General features: G+C 67.0%; 19 protein-coding genes, 1 tRNA gene and 2 pseudogenes. 5 read left to right on the top strand and 17 right to left on the bottom strand.

The annotated features are described in order from the left end of the window. A complete protein-coding gene (locus AC3B5T_RS24810) occupies positions 1 to 1236 on the bottom strand; it encodes a CaiB/BaiF CoA transferase family protein (RefSeq protein ID WP_044508103.1) in 1236 nt (411 codons plus the stop codon). Between the two features lie 134 nt (positions 1237 to 1370). Here AC3B5T_RS24810 and AC3B5T_RS24805 point away from each other — a divergent pair, with 134 nt between their 5' ends. Next, complete coding sequence (locus tag AC3B5T_RS24805) at positions 1371 to 3155, top strand: long-chain-acyl-CoA synthetase (RefSeq protein ID WP_055476996.1); 1785 nt, start codon at positions 1371 to 1373, stop codon at positions 3153 to 3155. Positions 3156 to 3173: 18 nt separating this feature from the next. Here AC3B5T_RS24805 and AC3B5T_RS24800 read toward each other — a convergent pair whose 3' ends face one another. Further along, positions 3174 to 3932, bottom strand: a complete 759-nt coding sequence (locus AC3B5T_RS24800) for an alpha/beta hydrolase (RefSeq protein ID WP_156354366.1) — start codon at positions 3930 to 3932, stop codon at positions 3174 to 3176. Here AC3B5T_RS24800 and pgm point away from each other — a divergent pair. From pgm to AC3B5T_RS24785, 3 genes are all read left to right on the top strand, one after another. After that, positions 3931 to 5574, top strand: coding sequence for a phosphoglucomutase (alpha-D-glucose-1,6-bisphosphate-dependent) (gene pgm / locus AC3B5T_RS24795; RefSeq protein ID WP_055476995.1), 1644 nt, complete (start codon positions 3931 to 3933; stop codon positions 5572 to 5574). The genes AC3B5T_RS24800 and pgm overlap by 2 nt on opposite strands. 69 nt (positions 5575 to 5643) lie before the next feature. Then, positions 5644 to 6396 carry a DsbA family protein gene (locus AC3B5T_RS24790; RefSeq protein ID WP_044507057.1) on the top strand — a complete coding sequence of 251 codons (753 nt, stop codon included), beginning with the start codon at positions 5644 to 5646 and terminating at the stop codon, positions 6394 to 6396. 121 nt (positions 6397 to 6517) lie between these two features. Further along, positions 6518 to 6593 (top strand) — tRNA-Ala (locus tag AC3B5T_RS24785). A gap of 416 nt (positions 6594 to 7009) precedes the next feature. On the opposite strand, the gene AC3B5T_RS24780 is transcribed toward AC3B5T_RS24785, so the two are convergent. The 10 genes and pseudogenes from AC3B5T_RS24780 to AC3B5T_RS24735 form a co-directional block, all read right to left on the bottom strand. After that, entirely contained in the window at positions 7010 to 7546 is a 537-nt protein-coding gene (locus AC3B5T_RS24780; protein WP_488358060.1) for an IS3 family transposase, read from the bottom strand. Next, positions 7464 to 7865 carry a hypothetical protein gene (locus tag AC3B5T_RS24775; RefSeq protein ID WP_488358801.1) on the bottom strand — a complete coding sequence of 134 codons (402 nt, stop codon included), beginning with the start codon at positions 7863 to 7865 and terminating at the stop codon, positions 7464 to 7466. Before AC3B5T_RS24775 ends, AC3B5T_RS24780 begins: the two co-directional genes overlap by 83 nt. Further along, positions 7862 to 8170: a transposase gene (locus AC3B5T_RS24770; RefSeq protein ID WP_488358059.1), complete on the bottom strand. Its 309-nt coding sequence runs from the start codon at positions 8168 to 8170 to the stop codon at positions 7862 to 7864. Before AC3B5T_RS24770 ends, AC3B5T_RS24775 begins: the two co-directional genes overlap by 4 nt. Before the next feature lie 67 nt (positions 8171 to 8237). Continuing rightward, positions 8238 to 8447: pseudogene (locus tag AC3B5T_RS24765) on the bottom strand (ATP-binding protein); the annotation flags it as partial. A 120-nt stretch (positions 8448 to 8567) separates the two neighbouring features. Then, a pseudogene (locus AC3B5T_RS24760) lies at positions 8568 to 9026 on the bottom strand (recombinase family protein); the annotation flags it as partial. Positions 9027 to 9058: 32 nt separating this feature from the next. Next, a complete protein-coding gene (locus AC3B5T_RS24755; RefSeq protein WP_156354324.1) occupies positions 9059 to 9493 on the bottom strand; it encodes a helix-turn-helix domain containing protein in 435 nt (144 codons plus the stop codon). A gap of 105 nt (positions 9494 to 9598) precedes the next feature. Continuing rightward, positions 9599 to 9898, bottom strand: coding sequence for a YciI family protein (locus tag AC3B5T_RS24750; protein ID WP_055476656.1), 300 nt, complete (start codon positions 9896 to 9898; stop codon positions 9599 to 9601). An 18-nt stretch (positions 9899 to 9916) separates the two neighbouring features. After that, entirely contained in the window at positions 9917 to 10450 is a 534-nt protein-coding gene (locus AC3B5T_RS24745) for an SRPBCC domain-containing protein (protein WP_084817315.1), read from the bottom strand. Continuing rightward, entirely contained in the window at positions 10440 to 10793 is a 354-nt protein-coding gene (locus AC3B5T_RS24740; protein ID WP_231632782.1) for an ArsR/SmtB family transcription factor, read from the bottom strand. Before AC3B5T_RS24740 ends, AC3B5T_RS24745 begins: the two co-directional genes overlap by 11 nt. After that, complete coding sequence (locus AC3B5T_RS24735) at positions 10790 to 11146, bottom strand: VOC family protein (RefSeq protein WP_055476655.1); 357 nt, start codon at positions 11144 to 11146, stop codon at positions 10790 to 10792. Before AC3B5T_RS24735 ends, AC3B5T_RS24740 begins: the two co-directional genes overlap by 4 nt. 46 nt (positions 11147 to 11192) lie before the next feature. Between AC3B5T_RS24735 and AC3B5T_RS24730 the strand changes: the two genes are divergently transcribed. Continuing rightward, positions 11193 to 11855 (top strand): alpha/beta fold hydrolase, encoded by a 663-nt coding sequence (locus tag AC3B5T_RS24730; RefSeq protein ID WP_055476654.1) that lies wholly within the window; start codon positions 11193 to 11195, stop codon positions 11853 to 11855. Here the strand turns inward: AC3B5T_RS24730 and AC3B5T_RS24725 are convergent. The 5 genes from AC3B5T_RS24725 to AC3B5T_RS24705 all read right to left on the bottom strand — a co-directional run bounded on the left by AC3B5T_RS24725 (position 11839) and on the right by AC3B5T_RS24705 (position 17469). Next, positions 11839 to 12627 carry a hypothetical protein gene (locus AC3B5T_RS24725; protein ID WP_231632781.1) on the bottom strand — a complete coding sequence of 263 codons (789 nt, stop codon included), beginning with the start codon at positions 12625 to 12627 and terminating at the stop codon, positions 11839 to 11841. The two genes, AC3B5T_RS24730 and AC3B5T_RS24725, sit on opposite strands and share 17 nt — an antisense overlap. 276 nt (positions 12628 to 12903) lie before the next feature. Continuing rightward, a complete protein-coding gene (locus tag AC3B5T_RS24720; RefSeq protein WP_055476653.1) occupies positions 12904 to 13281 on the bottom strand; it encodes a VOC family protein in 378 nt (125 codons plus the stop codon). 249 nt (positions 13282 to 13530) lie between these two features. Next, entirely contained in the window at positions 13531 to 14823 is a 1293-nt protein-coding gene (locus AC3B5T_RS24715; RefSeq protein WP_055476652.1) for a vWA domain-containing protein, read from the bottom strand. Next, positions 14820 to 16124 carry an AAA family ATPase gene (locus AC3B5T_RS24710; protein WP_055476651.1) on the bottom strand — a complete coding sequence of 435 codons (1305 nt, stop codon included), beginning with the start codon at positions 16122 to 16124 and terminating at the stop codon, positions 14820 to 14822. The genes AC3B5T_RS24715 and AC3B5T_RS24710 overlap by 4 nt, the downstream gene beginning before the upstream one ends. Before the next feature lie 40 nt (positions 16125 to 16164). Further along, complete coding sequence (locus AC3B5T_RS24705) at positions 16165 to 17469, bottom strand: hypothetical protein (RefSeq protein ID WP_231632780.1); 1305 nt, start codon at positions 17467 to 17469, stop codon at positions 16165 to 16167. Between the last annotated feature and the right edge of the window lie 163 nt (positions 17470 to 17632).

Genomic DNA, 17632 nt, shown 5'->3' with positions numbered 1-17632 from the left:
TCAGATGACTCCGGCTGCTCGCAACGCCGTGATCTCCTCGTCCGACAACCCCAGCAACCCGCCGTAGACGTCCTCGTTGTCGCAGCCGGGGGCCGGGGGACCGGCGTTGCGGATACCACCGGGAGTGTCGCTGAACTGCGGCACGACGCCGGGCCCGAGCACGGTGCGCTGCGCGCGTTCGTCGTAGTGTTCGGCGATCATCCCGCGCGCCCGCAGATGCGGGTCGGCGACCACCTCGGCAACCGAGTTCACCGGTCCGACAACCACTCCCGCGGCGCCGAGCACCTCGGTCAGCTTCTCCGGCGTGAACTGCCGCGACCAGTCGCCGATGAGTGCGTCGAGTTCGTCCTGGTTGCGTCCGCGAGCGGCGTGATCGGCGAACCGGTCGTCGGTCGCGAGTTCGGGCTGCCCCATCGCCGCGCAGAGCCGCGCGAAGACCGAGTCCTGATTGGCGGCGATGATGACGTGGGTGCCCTCGCTGGTCGGGTAGAGGTTCGACGGCGCGATGCCGTCGAGCCGGGTACCCGACGGGCCGCGCACGACACCGCCGGCGTCGTAGTCGGCGATGGCCGATTCCTGCACGGCCACACAGGATTCGATGAGTGAGGTGTCGACGACCTGACCCTTGCCGGTCACCGAACGCCGGTACAGTGCGGCGAGTGCGCCCTGCGCGGCGAACATGCCGGCGAGAGTGTCGCCCAGGGACAGGGCCAGCCGCGGCGGGAGCTGTCCCGGATACCCGTTGAGGTACCGAAGCCCGCTGGCGGCCTCGGCGACCGAGGCGTACCCGGCGCGCGTCGAATCCGGTCCGGTCTGGCCATAACCCGAGACACGCACCACGACGATGCCCGGATTGCGCGCGGACAGCACCTCGGGGCCGATATCCAGCCGCTCCAGTGTTCCGGGACGGAAGTTCTCGACGACGACGTCGGCACGCTCGACGAGATCGAGGAACAGGTCTCGACCTCGATCCGACCGCAGGTCGAGCGTGACCGCCTTCTTGTTGCGTCCGTGGACCGTCCAGTAGAACCGATGGCCGTCGACCTCGGCCTGCCCCCAGGTGCGGATCGGGTCGGGCTTGCCCGGCGCCTCGATCTTGATGACCTCGGCGCCCATGTCACCCAGCAACCGTGCGGCGTGGGGGCCTGCGATCAGCGTGCCCAACTCGATGACGGTGACGCCGTCGAGGGGGCCGGCGGGGTGTTCGCTCGTCGGTCGCGGCGAGGTATCGGTCATCAGGACAGTGTGGCCGGTCACCGAGAGCTCGCCAAGCCTCGACGCCGATGGAACGATTCGCCTCCACTGTTTCATTGACGCCGAACTCCGGCTAGGGTGTGTGGCGTCCAACACATCGGGGAGGCTGGAGAAACATGGTTGATCACGCGTCGGGAACGGGACTCCTGCCGGACATCCGGCTGGTCGACATGGTGTCGGGAGTCGCGTCGCTACGCGGTGACGCCGGGACGATCCTGCGGACGCTGCCGGAGATGCTGCCCAAACCGCCGACCACGAAGATGTCCATCGGCAAGCGGTTTCAGCAGAGTGTGCAGAAGTACCCCGATCGGGACTTCCTCCGGTTCGAGGGGTCGTCGATCTCCTACCGCGCGGCGAACGCCCATGCGAACCGGCTCGCGGACTTCCTCGTCCGGGAAGGTGTCGGTCGCGGTGACGTGGTCGCGGTGCTGTCGCGAAACCATCCCGACGTCGTCATCGCGATGCTGGCGATCGTCAAGATCGGGGCGATCTGCGGGATGCTGAACTTCAATCAGCGCGGCGCGGTGCTGGAGCACAGCCTCGGGCTCATCGAGCCGAAAGTGGTGCTCTACCAAGATGATCTGCTGGAAGCGTTGGAGTCGGTGCCGGCCGGGTGCCGCCCGGCGAAGGAGTACACCTTCGCCGAGCTCACGACGCTGACCGCACGGTGTTCGCCGCTCGACCGACCGGTCACCGAATCGATCGAGGTCGGCTCCACTGCGATCTACATCTTCACCTCGGGCACAACGGGTTACCCGAAGGCCAGCAAGATGAGCCACTATCGCTGGCTGGTCGCGATGAACGGCATCGGCGGTCTGGGAATCCGTTTGCGTGGTGACGACGTCATGTACACCGCGCTGCCGTTCTACCACAACAACGCTCTCACGATCTCGGTGTCGTCGGTCCTCGCGTCCGGTGCCTGCCTGGCCATCGGCAGGCAGTTCTCGGCGTCGAAGTTCATCGACGAGATCATCGAGAACGACGCCACCGCGTTCGCCTACATCGGCGAGCTGTGCCGTTATCTGCTTGCGCAACCGCCGAAGCCGACCGATCGCGCGCACCGACTCCGGCTGGCCGTCGGCAACGGTCTGCGCCCCGACATCTGGGACGCGTTCACCGAGCGATTCGGTATCGACCGCATCGTCGAGTTGTACGCGGCGAGTGAAGCGAACATCGGTTTCATCAACGTCTTCGGGTTGTCCAAGACGGCCGGGTTCTCGCCGTTGCCCTACACGATCGTCGAATACGACGAGGAGACCGGGGAGCCGCTGCGCGATCCCGACGGGCGGGTGAAACCGGTCGGCAGGGGCGGAACCGGTTTGCTTCTGGCGCAGATCAACTCGCGTGTGCCGTTCGACGGGTACACCGACCCGGAGGCGACCGAGCGCAAGATCGTCCGCGACGCGAAGCGTAAGGGCGACAAGTGGTTCAACAGCGGTGACGTCGTCCGCGATCAGGGTTTCTCACACATCGGCTTCGTCGACCGCATCGGCGACACCTTCCGCTGGAAGGGCGAGAACGTGGCCACCACCGAGGTCGAGGCGGTGCTCGACGCCCATCCGGCCGTCGAGGAGGCGGTCGTCTTCGGTGTGCCGGTTCCCGGCGTCGACGGGAAGGCGGGAATGGCCGCGATCAGTCTGCGCGAGGGCGAGACGTTCGACGCCGACGGGCTGGCCCGGCATGTGCGCGACGGTCTGCCCGCGTATGCGGTGCCGTTGTTCGTCCGGATCGTCCAGGCGCTGGAGCACACCTCGACGTTCAAGAACATGCGCACCGAACTCCGTAAACAGTCTTATGGCGAGACCGGCGACGACCCGCTGTATGTGCTCGCAGGGGAGAAGTACATCGAGTTCCATCCCGGGTACATCGACGAGTTGGCCGGAGCCCGCCCGAAGCGTTGACCGAACGGCGCCGACCGATCAGGCGCGGCGCAGAGCGGAGAGTCGTTCGCCGACGAAGTCGAGCGCGCTGCGCTGCCAGAGCCCGATGTGGTCGAGCATGGCGTGACCGCCGCCGGGCACCGGGATGAACTCGGCGTCGACTCCCAGGGCCGACAGCTCGTCGATCCCTTTGCGGGTCCGCTTCGCCAGCGTGCGGGTGTCGGCGTCACCGTGCACGGCGACGACCCGGGCACCGGGCTGGATGTGCCGCCAGTCGGCGAACTGCCACCACGGCGCCAGCCCGAGGACGCCGATGACCCGACGGTCGGCGGCGAGGTGCGCGGCCACACGTCCGCCCATCGAATGTCCGATGGCGACGACCGGCACGCCCGGGTGACGCCGGCAGATCTCGTCGAGCGCCGCACGGGCGGGGAGCATGGGCGAGTTCTCGTCGCCGTTCCAGCCGTACACGCGGTAGCCGACCTGACGGACGCGCACCGACCGGCCGAAACGCAGTTGCAGCGACCACGTGAACGGGTACATGCGCAGCGCGGACGGCTGCCAGGGACTGAAGGGTTTGTGACTGCTGTCCGTGCCGCCGGGGAGGACGAGCACGAGCAGGCCGGGGGAACAGCGTTCGGGTGACAACAGCCCCGACAATCCCGAGATCAGCATGTGTGCGGGTTCCTCCGATGCGGCGTCGACGTTCGTCTCACCGTAGCGATTCGGTTCCCGCGGCCGGACGGATCGGTTCGTCAACCGGGCGAACGGCGCGCGGGGTGGCAGAATCGCGGTCATGGCACATCCTCGCGCTGGTACCTTGGCCCTGCCCGAAGATCTCGTCGATGTGGACGCCTTGGTGCGTGCCTATTACGACAACACGCCCGATCCGTCGGACCCGTTGCAGCAGGTCGTGTTCGGGACCTCGGGACACCGTGGATCGAGCTTCGACAACGCGTTCAACGAAGCCCACATCCTCGCGACGACGCAGGCGATCGTCGACTATCGCCGTTCGGCCGGCATCTCCGGACCGCTGTTCATCGGCTTCGACACCCACGCTCTCTCGGTCCCGGCCTGGCGCACCGCACTCGAGGTGCTCGCGGCCAACGAGGTCACCGTCTACACCGCCGAGAGCGACTCGTTCACTCCCACCCCGGCAGTCAGTCGCGCCATCCTCATGTTCAACCGGGACAACCCGGGCGTGCTGTCCGACGGCATCGTCGTGACGCCGTCGCACAATCCGCCCCGCGACGGCGGGTTCAAGTACAACCCGCCCACCGGGGGGCCGGCGGACACGTCGATCACCTCGGTGGTCGCGGCGCGGGCGAACGAGCTTCTCGAGCAGAAACTCGAGGGTGTCGCGCGCATCCCGTTCGACCGTGCCCGCGGCGGCGAGCACGTCCACGACTATTCGTTCCTGCTCAATTACATCGACGGACTCGGCGAAGTGGTGGACATGCAGGCGATCCACGACGCCGGGGTCCGGATCGGTGCCGATCCGCTGGGCGGGGCATCGGTCGGGTACTGGGCCGGCCTCGCGTTCCGGTACAACCTCGACCATCTGACGGTCGTGAACCCGACCGTGGACCCGACGTTCTCGTTCATGACCCTCGACACCGACGGCAAGATCCGGATGGATTGCTCGTCGGCCAATGCCATGGCCTCGCTGATCTCCGCCCGCGACTCCTACGACATCGCGACGGGCAACGACGCCGACTCGGACCGCCACGGCATCGTCACGCCCGACGCCGGCCTGATGAACCCGAACCACTATCTGGCGGTCGCGATCGACTACCTGTTCACGCATCGTCCGCAGTGGTCGGAGTCGGCGGCCGTCGGCAAGACGCTCGTCTCGTCGTCGCTGATCGACCGGGTGGTCGCCGGGATCGGCCGCCCGCTGCTCGAGGTCCCCGTCGGTTTCAAGTGGTTTGTCGACGGCCTGCTGAACGGTCGGGTCGCCTTCGGCGGCGAGGAGAGCGCAGGCGCGTCGTTCCTGACGTTCGACGGCAGTCCGTGGTCGACGGACAAGGACGGCATCATCATGGCGCTGCTGGCGTCGGAGATCCTCGCGGTGACGGGCAAGACGCCGTCGCAGCGATATGCCGAACTCGCCGAGCAGTACGGGACGACGGCCTACGCGCGGATCGACGCGCCGGCCAGTCGGGAGCAGAAGGCGGTGCTGTCGAAGTTGTCGCCGGAGCAGGTGACGGCGACCGAGCTGGCCGGTGAACCCATCTCGGCGATCATGACGTCGGCGCCGGGCAACGGCGCCCCGATCGGTGGCCTCAAGGTGACGACGGAGAACGCCTGGTTCGCGGCACGCCCGTCGGGTACCGAGGACGTCTACAAGATCTATGCCGAATCCTTCAAGGGCACAGACCATCTCGCGCAGGTCCAGAAGGAGGCCCAACAGGTCGTCGACGCGGCGTTGGGGAGCTGACCTGCGGGCCCGCCCCGGGCCCGACGATCCCTCAGACAATTTTCAGCGCGCCGCCGTTATTGTCGGAATGTGAGCAAGAAGCGCAAGCCGGGAGCATCGGTGCCCCGCACGTCCAACTCGAAGTATCAGCCGAGCGCGCCGTCGAACACGATGACGTACGTGCTCGGCGGTGTGGCGATCCTGGTGATCGCCGGGCTCGTCATCGGCGGGATCTGGTGGAGCGGACGAGGCGAGGGTGAGACCGATCAGGCCGCGCTGGCGTCGAGTTCGACGATGATCGTCGGCCCCGAGACCGCCCCGTTGATCGACGTCTTCGAGGACCCCATGTGTCCGGTGTGCAAGGTGTTCGAGCAGCAGTCCGGGCCGGCCATCACCAAGGCCGTCACCGAGGGCAAACTCCGCGTGCGCTACCACACGCTGCACTTCCTGAACTCGCGATCGGCGACCGGTGACTACAGCTCGCGAGCCGCCGGCGCGCTGGCCTGCGTGGCCGACGAACAGAACACCGATCTGTTCCTCCGGTTCCACAGCGCACTGTTCGCCGCGCAGCCGCCCGAGGACGGCACCGGCAACATCACCAGCCCGGAACTCGCTCGAATGGCGACCGAGCAGGGTGCGACGCCGGCGACCGCGACCTGCATCACCGACAACGCGAAGGTCGCCCAGGCCGAGGAGAACGCGCAGAAGTCGACCGACGAACTGTCGAAGGCCACCGGCGGCCAGGTCGGCACCCCGACCGTGCTGCACGACGGCAAGCCCGTCGACGGCGTGCTGGAGGGCAATGCCTGGCTCGACAGCATCCTCGGCGGTGGCAACTCCTGAGCTCTGATCGTCCAGAACTCCGGCCCGGACCTGCCCGGCCGGAGTCCTGGCGATTTGGTTGCCGTCGCTGAGATGGTGTAACTTCGCCAGTGCCCTTGAACAGGGCGGAACAACAAAATACGGGGCTATGGCGCAGCTGGTAGCGCACCACACTGGCAGTGTGGGGGTCAGGGGTTCGAGTCCCCTTAGCTCCACCATTTGAGCCTTACTCAAATCGGTGCCCTCGTAAATGGGTGCCGTGAGGCTACTCAAATCAGAGCGCGAAGACTGAACCGGTCCCCCTTTGGGGTGGCCGGTTCGTCCGTTAGTGACCCAGGACCGTTCGAGCTTGTGTAGTCCGCTGACAGACGCGGTTGTGGCGTCTGCGACGACCTCATCATCGAACACGTACAGGCCGGTGAAGATGGTCTGGTTCAGTTGGCGGCGGACGTCATCTGACGCGGCACCGTACAGGGCGTGAGGGTCAGTCAGCAGTTTGAGGCAGTTGCGGATGTGCCGTGCCCCGGTCTGTAGACCGTCGTCCTCCGTCTTCTGGCTCGCTACGAGCTCTTCTCTCTGCTGTTGGAGCTTCACGAGCTTGGGACTGCTGCACGGATAGGTGACAGTTTGGTTGTCATGCCGCGGCAGCGGCGGTGTTGATCATTGCTTCGTACTCGATGGGCGTCAACCGACCGAGGCGAGCTTGCCGGCGTCGGCGGTGGTAGGTCCGTTCGATCCAGGTGACGATCGCGATTCGAAGCTGTTCACGGGTGTCCCAGCGTTGGCGGTCGAGGACGTTGCGTTGCAGGAGTGCGAAGAAGCTCTCCATCGCGGCGTTGTCTCCGCACGCTCCGACTTTGCCCATCGACCCCGTTAGTCCATGAGTGTTCAAGGCGTGTACGAATTTTCGCGATCGGAACTGCGATCCCCGATCGGAGTGAACGATGCAACCGGCCACCTCACCACGACGGGCCACTGCGCTGTGCAATGCTGCCACGGCCAGCCGGGACTTCATCCGCGAGTCGATGCTGTAGCCGACGATCCGCCCGGAGTAGACGTCGGTGATCGCACACAGATAGAGCTTGCCCTCACCGGTGTGGTGTTCGGTGATATCGGTCAGACAAACGATTTGGCTCCTCGGCGGTGAAGTTGCGCTGGACCAGTTCGTCATGGACTGGTGGTCCCGGTCGTCGGCCGTTACGGCCTCGTTTCTTGCCGAACACCGACCACCAGGCGTTGTCCCGGCAGATCCTCCACGCGGTCCGCTCGGCCATCGACTCACCCACGGTGGCGGCTTCCCCGGTGAGGAATCGGTACCCGAATTCCGGATCCTCGCGGTGGGCATCGAACAGGGCATTCGCCCGATACGCCGCGGTCAGCTCCGCATCGATAACGGGAGCAGCCAGCCACCGGTAGTAGGGCTGGCGGGAGAGCTGAAGTACCCGGCACGACACCGCCACGGCAATCCCGTCGGCGGCGAGCTCTTTCACGAGCGGGTAGAGCCTTTTCCCGGCAGGTTCGCCTGCGACAGATATGCCGCCGCGCGACGCAGTACCTCGTTCTCCTGCTCGAGTAACCGGATCCGCTTGCGGGCCTCGCGTAGTTCAGCGGACTCGGTCGAGGTCACGCCAGGGTTGCGGCCCTCATCGATATCCGCGCGTCGCATCCACTTGTGCAGCGTCATCGGGTGCACACCGAAGTCGTTGGCGACCTGCTCGATCGTGACGCCTTCTCCACGATCACGGGCCACCCGGACCACATCGTCACGGAACTCCTGGGGGTACGGCTTGGGCACAGCTACATCCTTCCCGACCGCCCGAAGGCAAGCCAGATCAGATGTCACCTATCCGTGCAGCAGTCCCGTGTGTCTTACCGGTCCCGGGTGGTCCGATGAGCAGCACGTTGGTCGCTGATTCCAGGTAGGCGCAGGTACCCAGCTCGCGGATGAGGTGGCGATCCACACCGGGTGCGGCGTCATAGTCGAACCCGTCGAGGGTGGCTGGGGTGGGCAGACACGCAAACCGCAAGCGGCCGGCCAGGCGGTGGGCCTCGGTTGCTGAGACCTCGAAGGCCTCCCGAACCAGCGGGCAGCGCTTCGGGTCGATCTCGATCCCACGTATGTCACGGCCACCTCGCCGCTCGATCGTGTTGATGTAGCCGATGGGTGCTTGACCAAGTGTGCCGCCCTGCTCAGCTTTCCGCCGCATCTTGTACGAGATATCGACGCCGTCCCGTGCGGAGCGGTACTCGTTGACTGCAGCAAGCAGGCCGTGGGTGAGCTGGCCGACGGGCGTTTCGTCGATGTTCTCGGCCGTGCTAATCAGCTTGACGCCGTTCGCGGCAAGCTGCGTGACGATGGCGACGTCGTCGGCTCGGTTCCGGGCGAGACGAGACAGGTCGTAGACGATGACATGATCGACGCCCGAGTCGTTGGCGGCTCTGTCGAGCAAGCTTTGTAGTGCTGGCCGTGCCGTGATGGTGGTCCCAGACCGTCCGGGTTCGACATACTCCTCGATTATGGTCACACCAAGCTTGCGGGCGGTTGCCTCGCACGCCGCTCTCTGGGCGGGGATGGAGAGTCCTTCGGGACCGAGATCGGGTCGGAGTTGTTTGGTGCTGCTGACACGCAGGTAGGTGAGTGCGGTGGTCATGAAGTGCTCGCTTTCTGCCCACCCGTTCTCCTTCACTGTGACAGCTCCGCCTGAGTTTCAGCTTGAGCGGACCGCCCCTTTGTATCCCGCATGGTGACGCCGACTGCACGCAGCTGGTGCCGGACGGTGCCGTGATCAAAGCCGGTTCGTTCGCCGACTTGTGCCAGTGACAGGCCCTGCTCGTACAGCAGTTTCATCTCATCGACTTGCTTGGCCGTAGGGGAGCGTCGCCGCATCTGCACGCCCGCTCGCTTCAGGGCGCTCGAGACGCGTTGCCGGCTGATTCTGACCTCCGCAGCTACCTCGTAGACCGTCTTACCGTCCTCGTAGAGCTGGCAGATGAGGGCGATGTCATGCGGCTCGAGCCGCCGCACTTTCACAGGTGCGGGCTTACTCAAACGGTCCGGTTTGCCCGACTCTTGGCGCTCACGCACACATGCGAGTGCCAGCTCAACGGTAGCTTCCACCTTACGACCTGCGATTTCATGCTTTGAGTACTCAATCAGGAGTCCCACTGAACGAAGCCCGTTCCGACCGATGTCGGAACGGGCTTCGTCGTTGTTCGGGTCCGATCAGTCCCGTCCGATACCGACGGGCATCGGGAGGATCTCGACGCGCGCGAGGCCCGAGGTGATGGCCGGGTCGGCGGCGCTGATCGCCCGGACCTCGTCTTCGGAGTCCGTGCGGACGATGCCCAGGCCCCAGTTCCCGGCCGGGTCGACGACGGGTCCGAAGACGACCGCGGTGCCGTCGGCGAGCAGCCCCGACCAGTACGCGCCGTGCCGGCCCATGATGGCGGCCTCGTCATCGGACATGTCGCCGGGCCCGAAGGTCGGCCTGGGCGGGACGAGTTTGTACACGAAGTGCGACATGGGATGGGCTTCCTCTGTTCAGGTGGGTGTGGATTCGATGACGGCGACAGATGCCGCCAGGGCGGCGGCCCAGCCGCCGGAGTACGCGCCGGAGCTGTAACCGCCTGGCGCGGCGCAGTCTTCGCGCAACTGATCCTCGCTGAGGCGCTCCCAGCCGCGGTGTTCCACGGACACTCGCGTCAGGGCCGGGCCGAGAGAGGTGAACGCCAACTCGACTTCGGTCGGCTCCGGGGTGTTCAACCACGACATGACGAAACGGTTCGGGGGCTCCCACACCGCGAGACGGCCCCACTCGGCGGTGGTGCCGTCGTCCCAGGTCTCGAAGACCCGCCCGCCCGTGTATTCGTCGATCGTCACGGTGCGGGCACGACCCCCGCCGATGGACATGGGCTGCAACGGCCACCAGACCCCGATGGTTCGGACGAAGGTGGTGAAGACGTGGTCTAGGTCGCTGCGGACGGTGGTGGACTGCCGTATCGGTGGACGCCGCAGCGGGAGAACGGAACCGCCGCCACCGCCGGGGGATTCGTCGACTCTGCGTTCACCCGGCACTGTTCACCTCGTCGTCGTCGGTCAGTCCGCGTTCGGCCTCGACCAGTTGCCGCGCGACGTCGAGAGATGACGCCCACATGTCGTCGAGCAGGTCGCGCAGTTGATCGATGCCCTCGGGTCGGGCGCGGTAGATGCGCCGGGTTCCCTCGCGCCGCTCGGCGAGCAGCCCGGCGTCCTTCAACACCGTGAGGTGCTGGGAGATCGCGGTACGGCTGACGTCGAACCGTGCGGCGATGTCGCCCGCGGACAGCTCCTCGCCGGATACGAGTTCCAGAATGGCGCGGCGGCGGGGCTCGGCCATCGCGCGCAGGGCCTCGTCGACGCCCGGCATCTTGTCGGTCACGTCCAGAGCCCGATCGAATTGCCGTCGGGGTCGGCGAACATCGCGAAGCGGCCGTAGCCGTCCGGCAGCTCCGTGGGCGGCACGAGTGCGGTGCCGCCCAGTGTCTCGGCCCGGTCGAGGGATGCCTGCAGATCATCGACGCGCATGTACACACTCACCCCGCCGGCCCCGGCCGGGTCGGACACGGCACCGATGCCGCCGCCGACGGCGCCCTCACCCGCACCGGTGTCGACCAGCGAGTACTCCGGTCCGTGGCTCTCGTCGACGGTCCAATCGAACAGCTCGCGATAGAACGTGATGAGGCGGCTGGGGTTTTTCGAGGTGATCTCGAAGAACGCGACGGGTGCTCCCATGATGACTCCTTGTGTCAGATTAGTCGGCCGTCGCTAACGTTAGTGAATGCTGACAGATATCGCAATGGGTCGACGACGCGGACACGTGATCAGTCCGGAGATCACTCCGCCACCCGGTTACACCGACGCCGACCTGCAGGCTCGATTGGCCGCGGAGGTCGCGGATTCGGCTGAGCTGCAAGGGCCCTGGCATGTGGTGGGGCATTCGTTCGGCGGACAGGTCGCCCTGGAACTCGCGATCGCGCGGCCCGATCTCGTGTCGCGCCTCACGCTTCTGTGCACCCGAGACACTCCCTTCCCGGCTTTCGATGCAGTGGCCGCCGCCGTGGAGGCCGGCTCGGTCGATGTCGACGGCGCACTCCGACGTTGGTTCAGCACAGGTGAATTGCAGGCCGACGGCCCGGTCGTCCGGTATGCGCGGGAGGCAGTGGCCACCGCGGACCGGGCATCCTGGGCGTCGGCGTTGCGCGCGATCGCGGGCTTCGACTGTTCGCAGCGCACACCCTCGATCGCGTGTCCGGCGACGGTGGTTGCGGCCGAACACGACACGGTGTCCGACGTCGGTTCGATGGAGGCGATGCATCGTCGTATCCCGGATTCGGAATTCGTCGTTCGTGCCGGCGCCTGGCACATGAGCGTCTTCGACGACCCGGTCGCGCTGGCCCAGGTTCTCGGTGACCCGGCTGTGCCGCCTAAGCGGCGTCCTTGATGACCTGTCGCTGTGCCGCGAACATCTCGGCCAGGTTGTTGCTGACCTCGGAATCCATGGCGGGCGGAGTGTCGTCGATGGTGTTGTGCGTGACCGAGAACGACACGCCTCGTTCCTCGCCGATCACGATGATCCCCGCCAGATTGAGCTCGAACCCACTGACCTCGTACGCGCCGGTCATCCGAACGGCCTTGTAGTCGTCGTCGATGGGCAGGTCCACCTTCTCGAGGGTGAGTGCGACCGGGACGTCGCCGTCGTCGAGTGTCAGCGTGAAAGAGGAGCAGGCGGAGAGGATCTCGTCGAATTCGTCGTAGCTGCTGTCGGCCGGTTTGGTGACGTCGGCGCTGTAGTTGTCGAGGCCGAAGAGGATCTCGCTCGACGACGAGGTCTCGGTGAGCTCGCGTTCGGCGCGTTCTCCGGTGGTCTGCTGGGAGTCGACCAGCGTCTTGCACTTCTCGTTGTCGACGGTGCTGCCATCGTCGTCGGTGGCACCCGTCTCGGTGGTGAAATCGCCTGTGATGTCCGGGAACTGGTCTTCGGGCAGGACCAGATCGAGTGCTGAGGCGGTGGGGACCGACGGCTCGTCGTCGCCACCACTCAGCGTCAGAGCCAGCACCACCGCCACGACGACGATCAATACGAGGACGAGTCCACCGCCTCCGATGATCCACCACTTCTTGCCACCGCCAGAGGTCGGCGGCGGGGGGTTGCCGGCCGAACTGCTGGTTGTACGGCTGGCCGTATGGCTGCTGTCCGAAGGGTTGCTGGCCATATGGCTGCTGACCATACGGTTGCTGACCGTACGGCCCCGAGTGGGGCTGACCCGGAGCCGCCTGGGGCCCACCGGGTTGGTGACCGCCGGCGGGCGGCCATCCGGGTTGCTGCGGCCCCTGCGGACCCATGGCGGTCGGCTGGTTGGGGTCGTAGGGACTGCCCACGGTCGGCTCCTATGCGCTCGGTGACCTCGGGAGATTACCGCGCGCGACGTGCCGGATCGTCGCGTTTCATGCAACCGAATGAGCCACGCTCGACCACCGGTCCCGACGGATCACCGGAGCGCGGGCGGTGGATATTTCGGCTCGTACAGGGTGATCTCGCCGGCGCCGGGAACCTTGAGTCCGACGGTGACGCCCCACCCCTCGTCGGTCGGGGCGCCGGCGAACTCCGCGCCGCGCGCCGAGAGTTCGCGCATCGTGGACTCGAGATCGTCGCACATGAACGACACGTCGAACTTCTGGTCGGTGCGTCCGGCGGTCCCTTCGTGCTCCCACGCATTCGGGTGGGCGCCCATCTCGCTGGGGCCGGTCTTGAAGATCAGCCATCCACCGCCGGTGTCGACGTGCGGAAAGCCGAGCACGTCGCGGAAGAAGGTGCGTGCGGCCTCCGGGTCGTCGCAGTAGATCAGTGTGTGCACTGCGGTGATCATGGCGGTCAGAGTAGTCCGCGACGAGACTGTAGCCGGCGGAATGACCGCCTCGGGGTCGGGTGGCCCGGGCCGCTGGGAATGCGCTCCTATAGGTCGTCTCGAGAATTCTCGTCCCCGTGAGCACGGTCGAAGGGCAATGTGCCCTTCGATACCGCTGAGGGGGATGAGAATTCGTCGCCGGTCGCGGCAGGCACCTCCGGGAACGACGATCGCGACAGTTCTGCCAACGAGCCGACGGCACAAGGGCGCTCACCGACCCGCCTCACCGATGCGCACGACGTGGGCCCAGTCGGGTGGCGCCGACCACCCGCCGGGATGGGCGCCACCGCCCCCGAATCCGGAGACGGGCGAACCGGTGAGCGGGACATACGCACGGTGGTCGCGCGCGAAGAGACCGACGATGGTGCGACAGCCGGGCCGGTGACTCGGCCACGGGGTGTGGCCGTCGGTCAGTGCGACGACGACGTCGGGTCGGGTACGCAGGGCGCTGTCGAACCCGGTGCGCAGGTCGGTTCCACCGCCGCCGTGCAGCGGGATGTGCTCCGCACGGCAGATGGGTTGTGCGACATGCGCTGCGGCGTCGCACGACACCACGGTGAGCCGGTCACGCCGGCCGCTCACGGCGCGCGAGATGGCGGCCACCTCGAGCAGGGCGCTGCCGAGTTCGGCATCACTGACCGACCCCGAGGTGTCGATGACGACGCTCACCTTCGGTGGCGTGCGCCGAAGGCTGGGAACGATCACGCCGGGCACCGCCACCGACCGTCTCGCCGGCCGCCCGTAGGTGTAGTCGTCTCCGACACCGGAGGTCGACACCGCGGCTCGTATCGCGGCGCCCAGTAGTGCCTGCCAGGGTTGTGGCGGGTGCACGGCGTCGCGTGCCCACCGCCGCCAGCCGGCCGGCACGTCGCCTGCGCGGTCGGAGATCGACGTCGCCACCGCGAACCGGACGGCTTCGCGTTCCTGATCGCTCAGACCGTCGGCGCCATCCGGTCCCACTTCCCAGTCCCGATGACGGCCGTCGCTTCCGCTACCGCACTCGAGCCAGGCCATCTCATCGGTTCCCGGGCCCAGGCTGAACCACCGGAGGTAGTCCTCCATCAGCAATCCGGTGTCCAGATCGAGCGCGGATGGGTGGACGGCGTCGTCGGGCGTGATGAGTCCGTCCCCGTATACGTCGTCGTTGACCTCGAAGTCGGCGGCGATGTTCATCCGCAACCGTTCCGACGGACCGTCGGTGTCGTGGTCGTCGGCATAGCGGTCGCATCGGCCCGCGTGATCCCGGAGGAGATGAGAGACCAGGTGTACCAGGCGTGCTGCGATCTCCTCCTCGGGTCGGCTCGCGACGAAGGCGGGCGACAGATAGCAGCGCCAGTGGCGGTCGACGCTCATGGTCGGGACGCGCGGCGATTCGACGAGGTGCAGGGCGTACAACGCGGTGGCCATGTACGGCCGGGCGCGGACCGCTTGCAGGCGAGCCACGTAGATCTTGTCCGAGATCGACTCCGATGCCGTCGACGCCGGTGCCTCGCTCATCGTCATCGCATCCGGCCCCGCCCTGGTCGAGCGGCGACCCGCTCGGCGGCGTCGTCGGCTGCGCGAGACACCGACACCACCCCGGCCAGCTGGTCGATCGTGCTGGGGATCTGCCAGTCGTCCCGGCGCAGGCTCGCCAGGGTGGTCGCCGGGACCACCACGAGGTCGGGAGCGCCTGTCTGCACCGCGACGGCCAGCACTTCCCATGCGGCGTCCCACCGGTCGCGGTCGGGTCGGCGCCGAACCGCCGCGACGACGGCATCGAGTGTGGCCTGACGCAGGTCGCCTCGATCGGGGAGCGTGACCGCGGACGGATCGGCGAGCAGCGTTTCGGGGTCCGGGAGATCCATGTGATCGATACTCGCCAGCAGTTCGAAGCCGGGCCCGTCGCCGACCGTGCCGCGGATCAGCAGCGAGAGCACGTCGGATGACGCGGAGGCGGCTGTGGCGAACGCGATCAGTCGCACCGTCGCGGCCCAGCTTCGCGGCGACGGCCAGGCGCCGCCCCGACGGGTCTGGCTTCCCGGAAGCTTGTGGACCAGCGCGGGCCGCGCTGCCAGGAGTGTGCACACGGCGCGGCGGGCGAAATCAACAGCACTGGGGAACTTCTCCGGGTCCAGGGTCGGCAATGTCGCCGTGGGCCAGGTGCCTCCGAGACCGCGCACGACGACCTCGTGGTCGTGGGTCCAGTGCAGGTGGACGAATCGGTTGGCCAGCGGTGCGCTCAACTCCCAGCCGTCCGCCGCCGACGACGGTGGGTTCGCGGCGGCAACGATCCGGACTTCGGGAGGCAGTTGCAGTGCGCCCACTCGTCTTTCGAGCACGAGTCGCAGGAGCGCCGCCTGCACCGCGGGAGGTGCCGTGGAGAGCTCATCGAGGAAGAGCAGTCCGCGGCCCGCGTCGGCGAGTCGGACGGCCCAGTCGGGCGGCGCCATGGGAACGCCCCGAGTCGCCGGGTCGTCGCCGACGATGGGTAGTCCGGAGAAGTCCGACGGTTCGTGGACGCTCGCGATCACGGTCGTGAGGGGCAGATCCAGGGACGCGGCGAGTTGCGTGAGCGCCGCGGTCTTACCGATCCCCGGTTCACCCCACAGCAGGACCGGGAGGTCGGCGGCGACGGCGAGCGTGAGCGCCTCGAGCTGGTCATGGGACCGCTGCTCGGTGGTCGTCTCCTCGAGCATGGCGAGTAATCCGGCGGCCCTGTCGAGTTGAGCACCGCTGGATCGATCGCTGCCGGGCTGAGCGTTGGCGTCGTCTGGTGCGGACTCGGTGGTCCGGGGGAGTGTGGTCGAGGCATGTGCGGGCATGGTTCACCTACGGGTTGTGGAAGGGAAGGGGGGATCGGCGTCAGCGATGAGTCGCATGTCGTGGACGTGCGCGTCTACGTCGGCCGGTGTGGCCGCGGCGGCGGGGTCCACCGGGAATGGGTTGTGGGACAATATCTATGTCGCCGGCGCGATAGGCGTCGTGGATCTCCAACTGAGCGCGAGCGCGTTCGACGGCGTCGCGTAACGGTCCGCTCCGCAGGATCGCCTCAGGGCCGAGCAGGTGCTCGACGATTGCGAGTGCGCCATCGATGTCGCCGAAGTCGAGTCGTTCCTGTACCCCGGTGAGACAGTCGGGCCGACGATGGGCGCGGTCGATCGCCTCCAGACAGGGTAAGGGCGTGCCGGTGAGGGACGCCAGCATCCCCTCGCGGCGAATCTCGTCGCGGTCGTGATCCAATGCCGACAGGACTCCGTTCGCGACCCCGATGCGATGCAGTTCGCCGCGACATCGAACCTCCTGAAAGGAATTGTCGACAAGCGCTTTTCGACGATGGGGTGACGAAGGGGAGTCGGGCGTCAATGCGGCCGCAACCAGAGGGTGCAACCGATCGGGAGTGATGGCGCCGTGTCGGAGCAACTCGAGGTCCGGGAGCGTTCTGGTCGCGGCGTCGGGCAGAACCGGGAACGTCGTGATCTCCCCTGGCGGCGGGTCGTTCACCCAGTGAGCAGCGGTGGGGTCGTCGATATCATTGTGCAGGAACAGATCTCCATGTGTTCCGAGCCGTATCCGCACGCACCCGGACCGGTGCCCCTCGGCGCGGAGCACCACAGTGGCTTCGGCCGCCCACCGATCGACGGCGCAGCCGTCCGGCAGGTCGGGAGGCGGGGACAGGATCGGCGGCGACGGTGAAGAGTCAGCGCCGCAACGGATTCGGAGCTCACTGGTATGCCGGACGTCCCACAGGTGGCGGTGCAGGTCGAGGCGGTATCTGCGATCGGGTCGAGGGTGAGGGTGTGGGTCGGGCGTCGATCCGTCCCACAGGGCCAGCGACACTCGCTGGCCCGCGTCGGCCCAGCGCGGTGCCGTCCGCGCGACCAGATACGTCGAACCCACTGTGCCGAAACGATTTCCGTGTTCGGGCCCGTAACGTGCCAAGGCGATGGTGAGGCCGGGTCGTAGGTGTCCTGCGGGACCTGTTCGCGGCAGATGCCAGCGCAATAGGTCGGGGGCGAGATGGAGAAGGTCGTCCCGTAGGAGTTCGGCCAGGTCGGGGCCGCACCTTCGACGGATGTCGGCGAGATCGATATCGGGGTCGAAACCCGCTGCGGCGCAAGCGCCGATCCAGTCACCGGCGCGGCGCGCAGCGGTGGCGGCGTCGATCATGGAGGGCGGTACCGCGAACTGACGGGCGCGGAGCCAGAGGGAGAGGCGGGGAGGAAATCCAGTCGTGGGCGGGAGGCGCATCAGCACTCACCGCGCACGACGTGGACCCCCAATCTTTGTTCAGAGGAAGTCAACACCCGTCGAAATATACCGTGTCGCAGTC

The sequence above is a fragment of the Gordonia sp. G4 genome (assembly GCF_057770005.1).
Note: the sequence above shows the minus strand (reverse complement) of the source record. Positions and strands in the feature narration are given on the sequence as shown.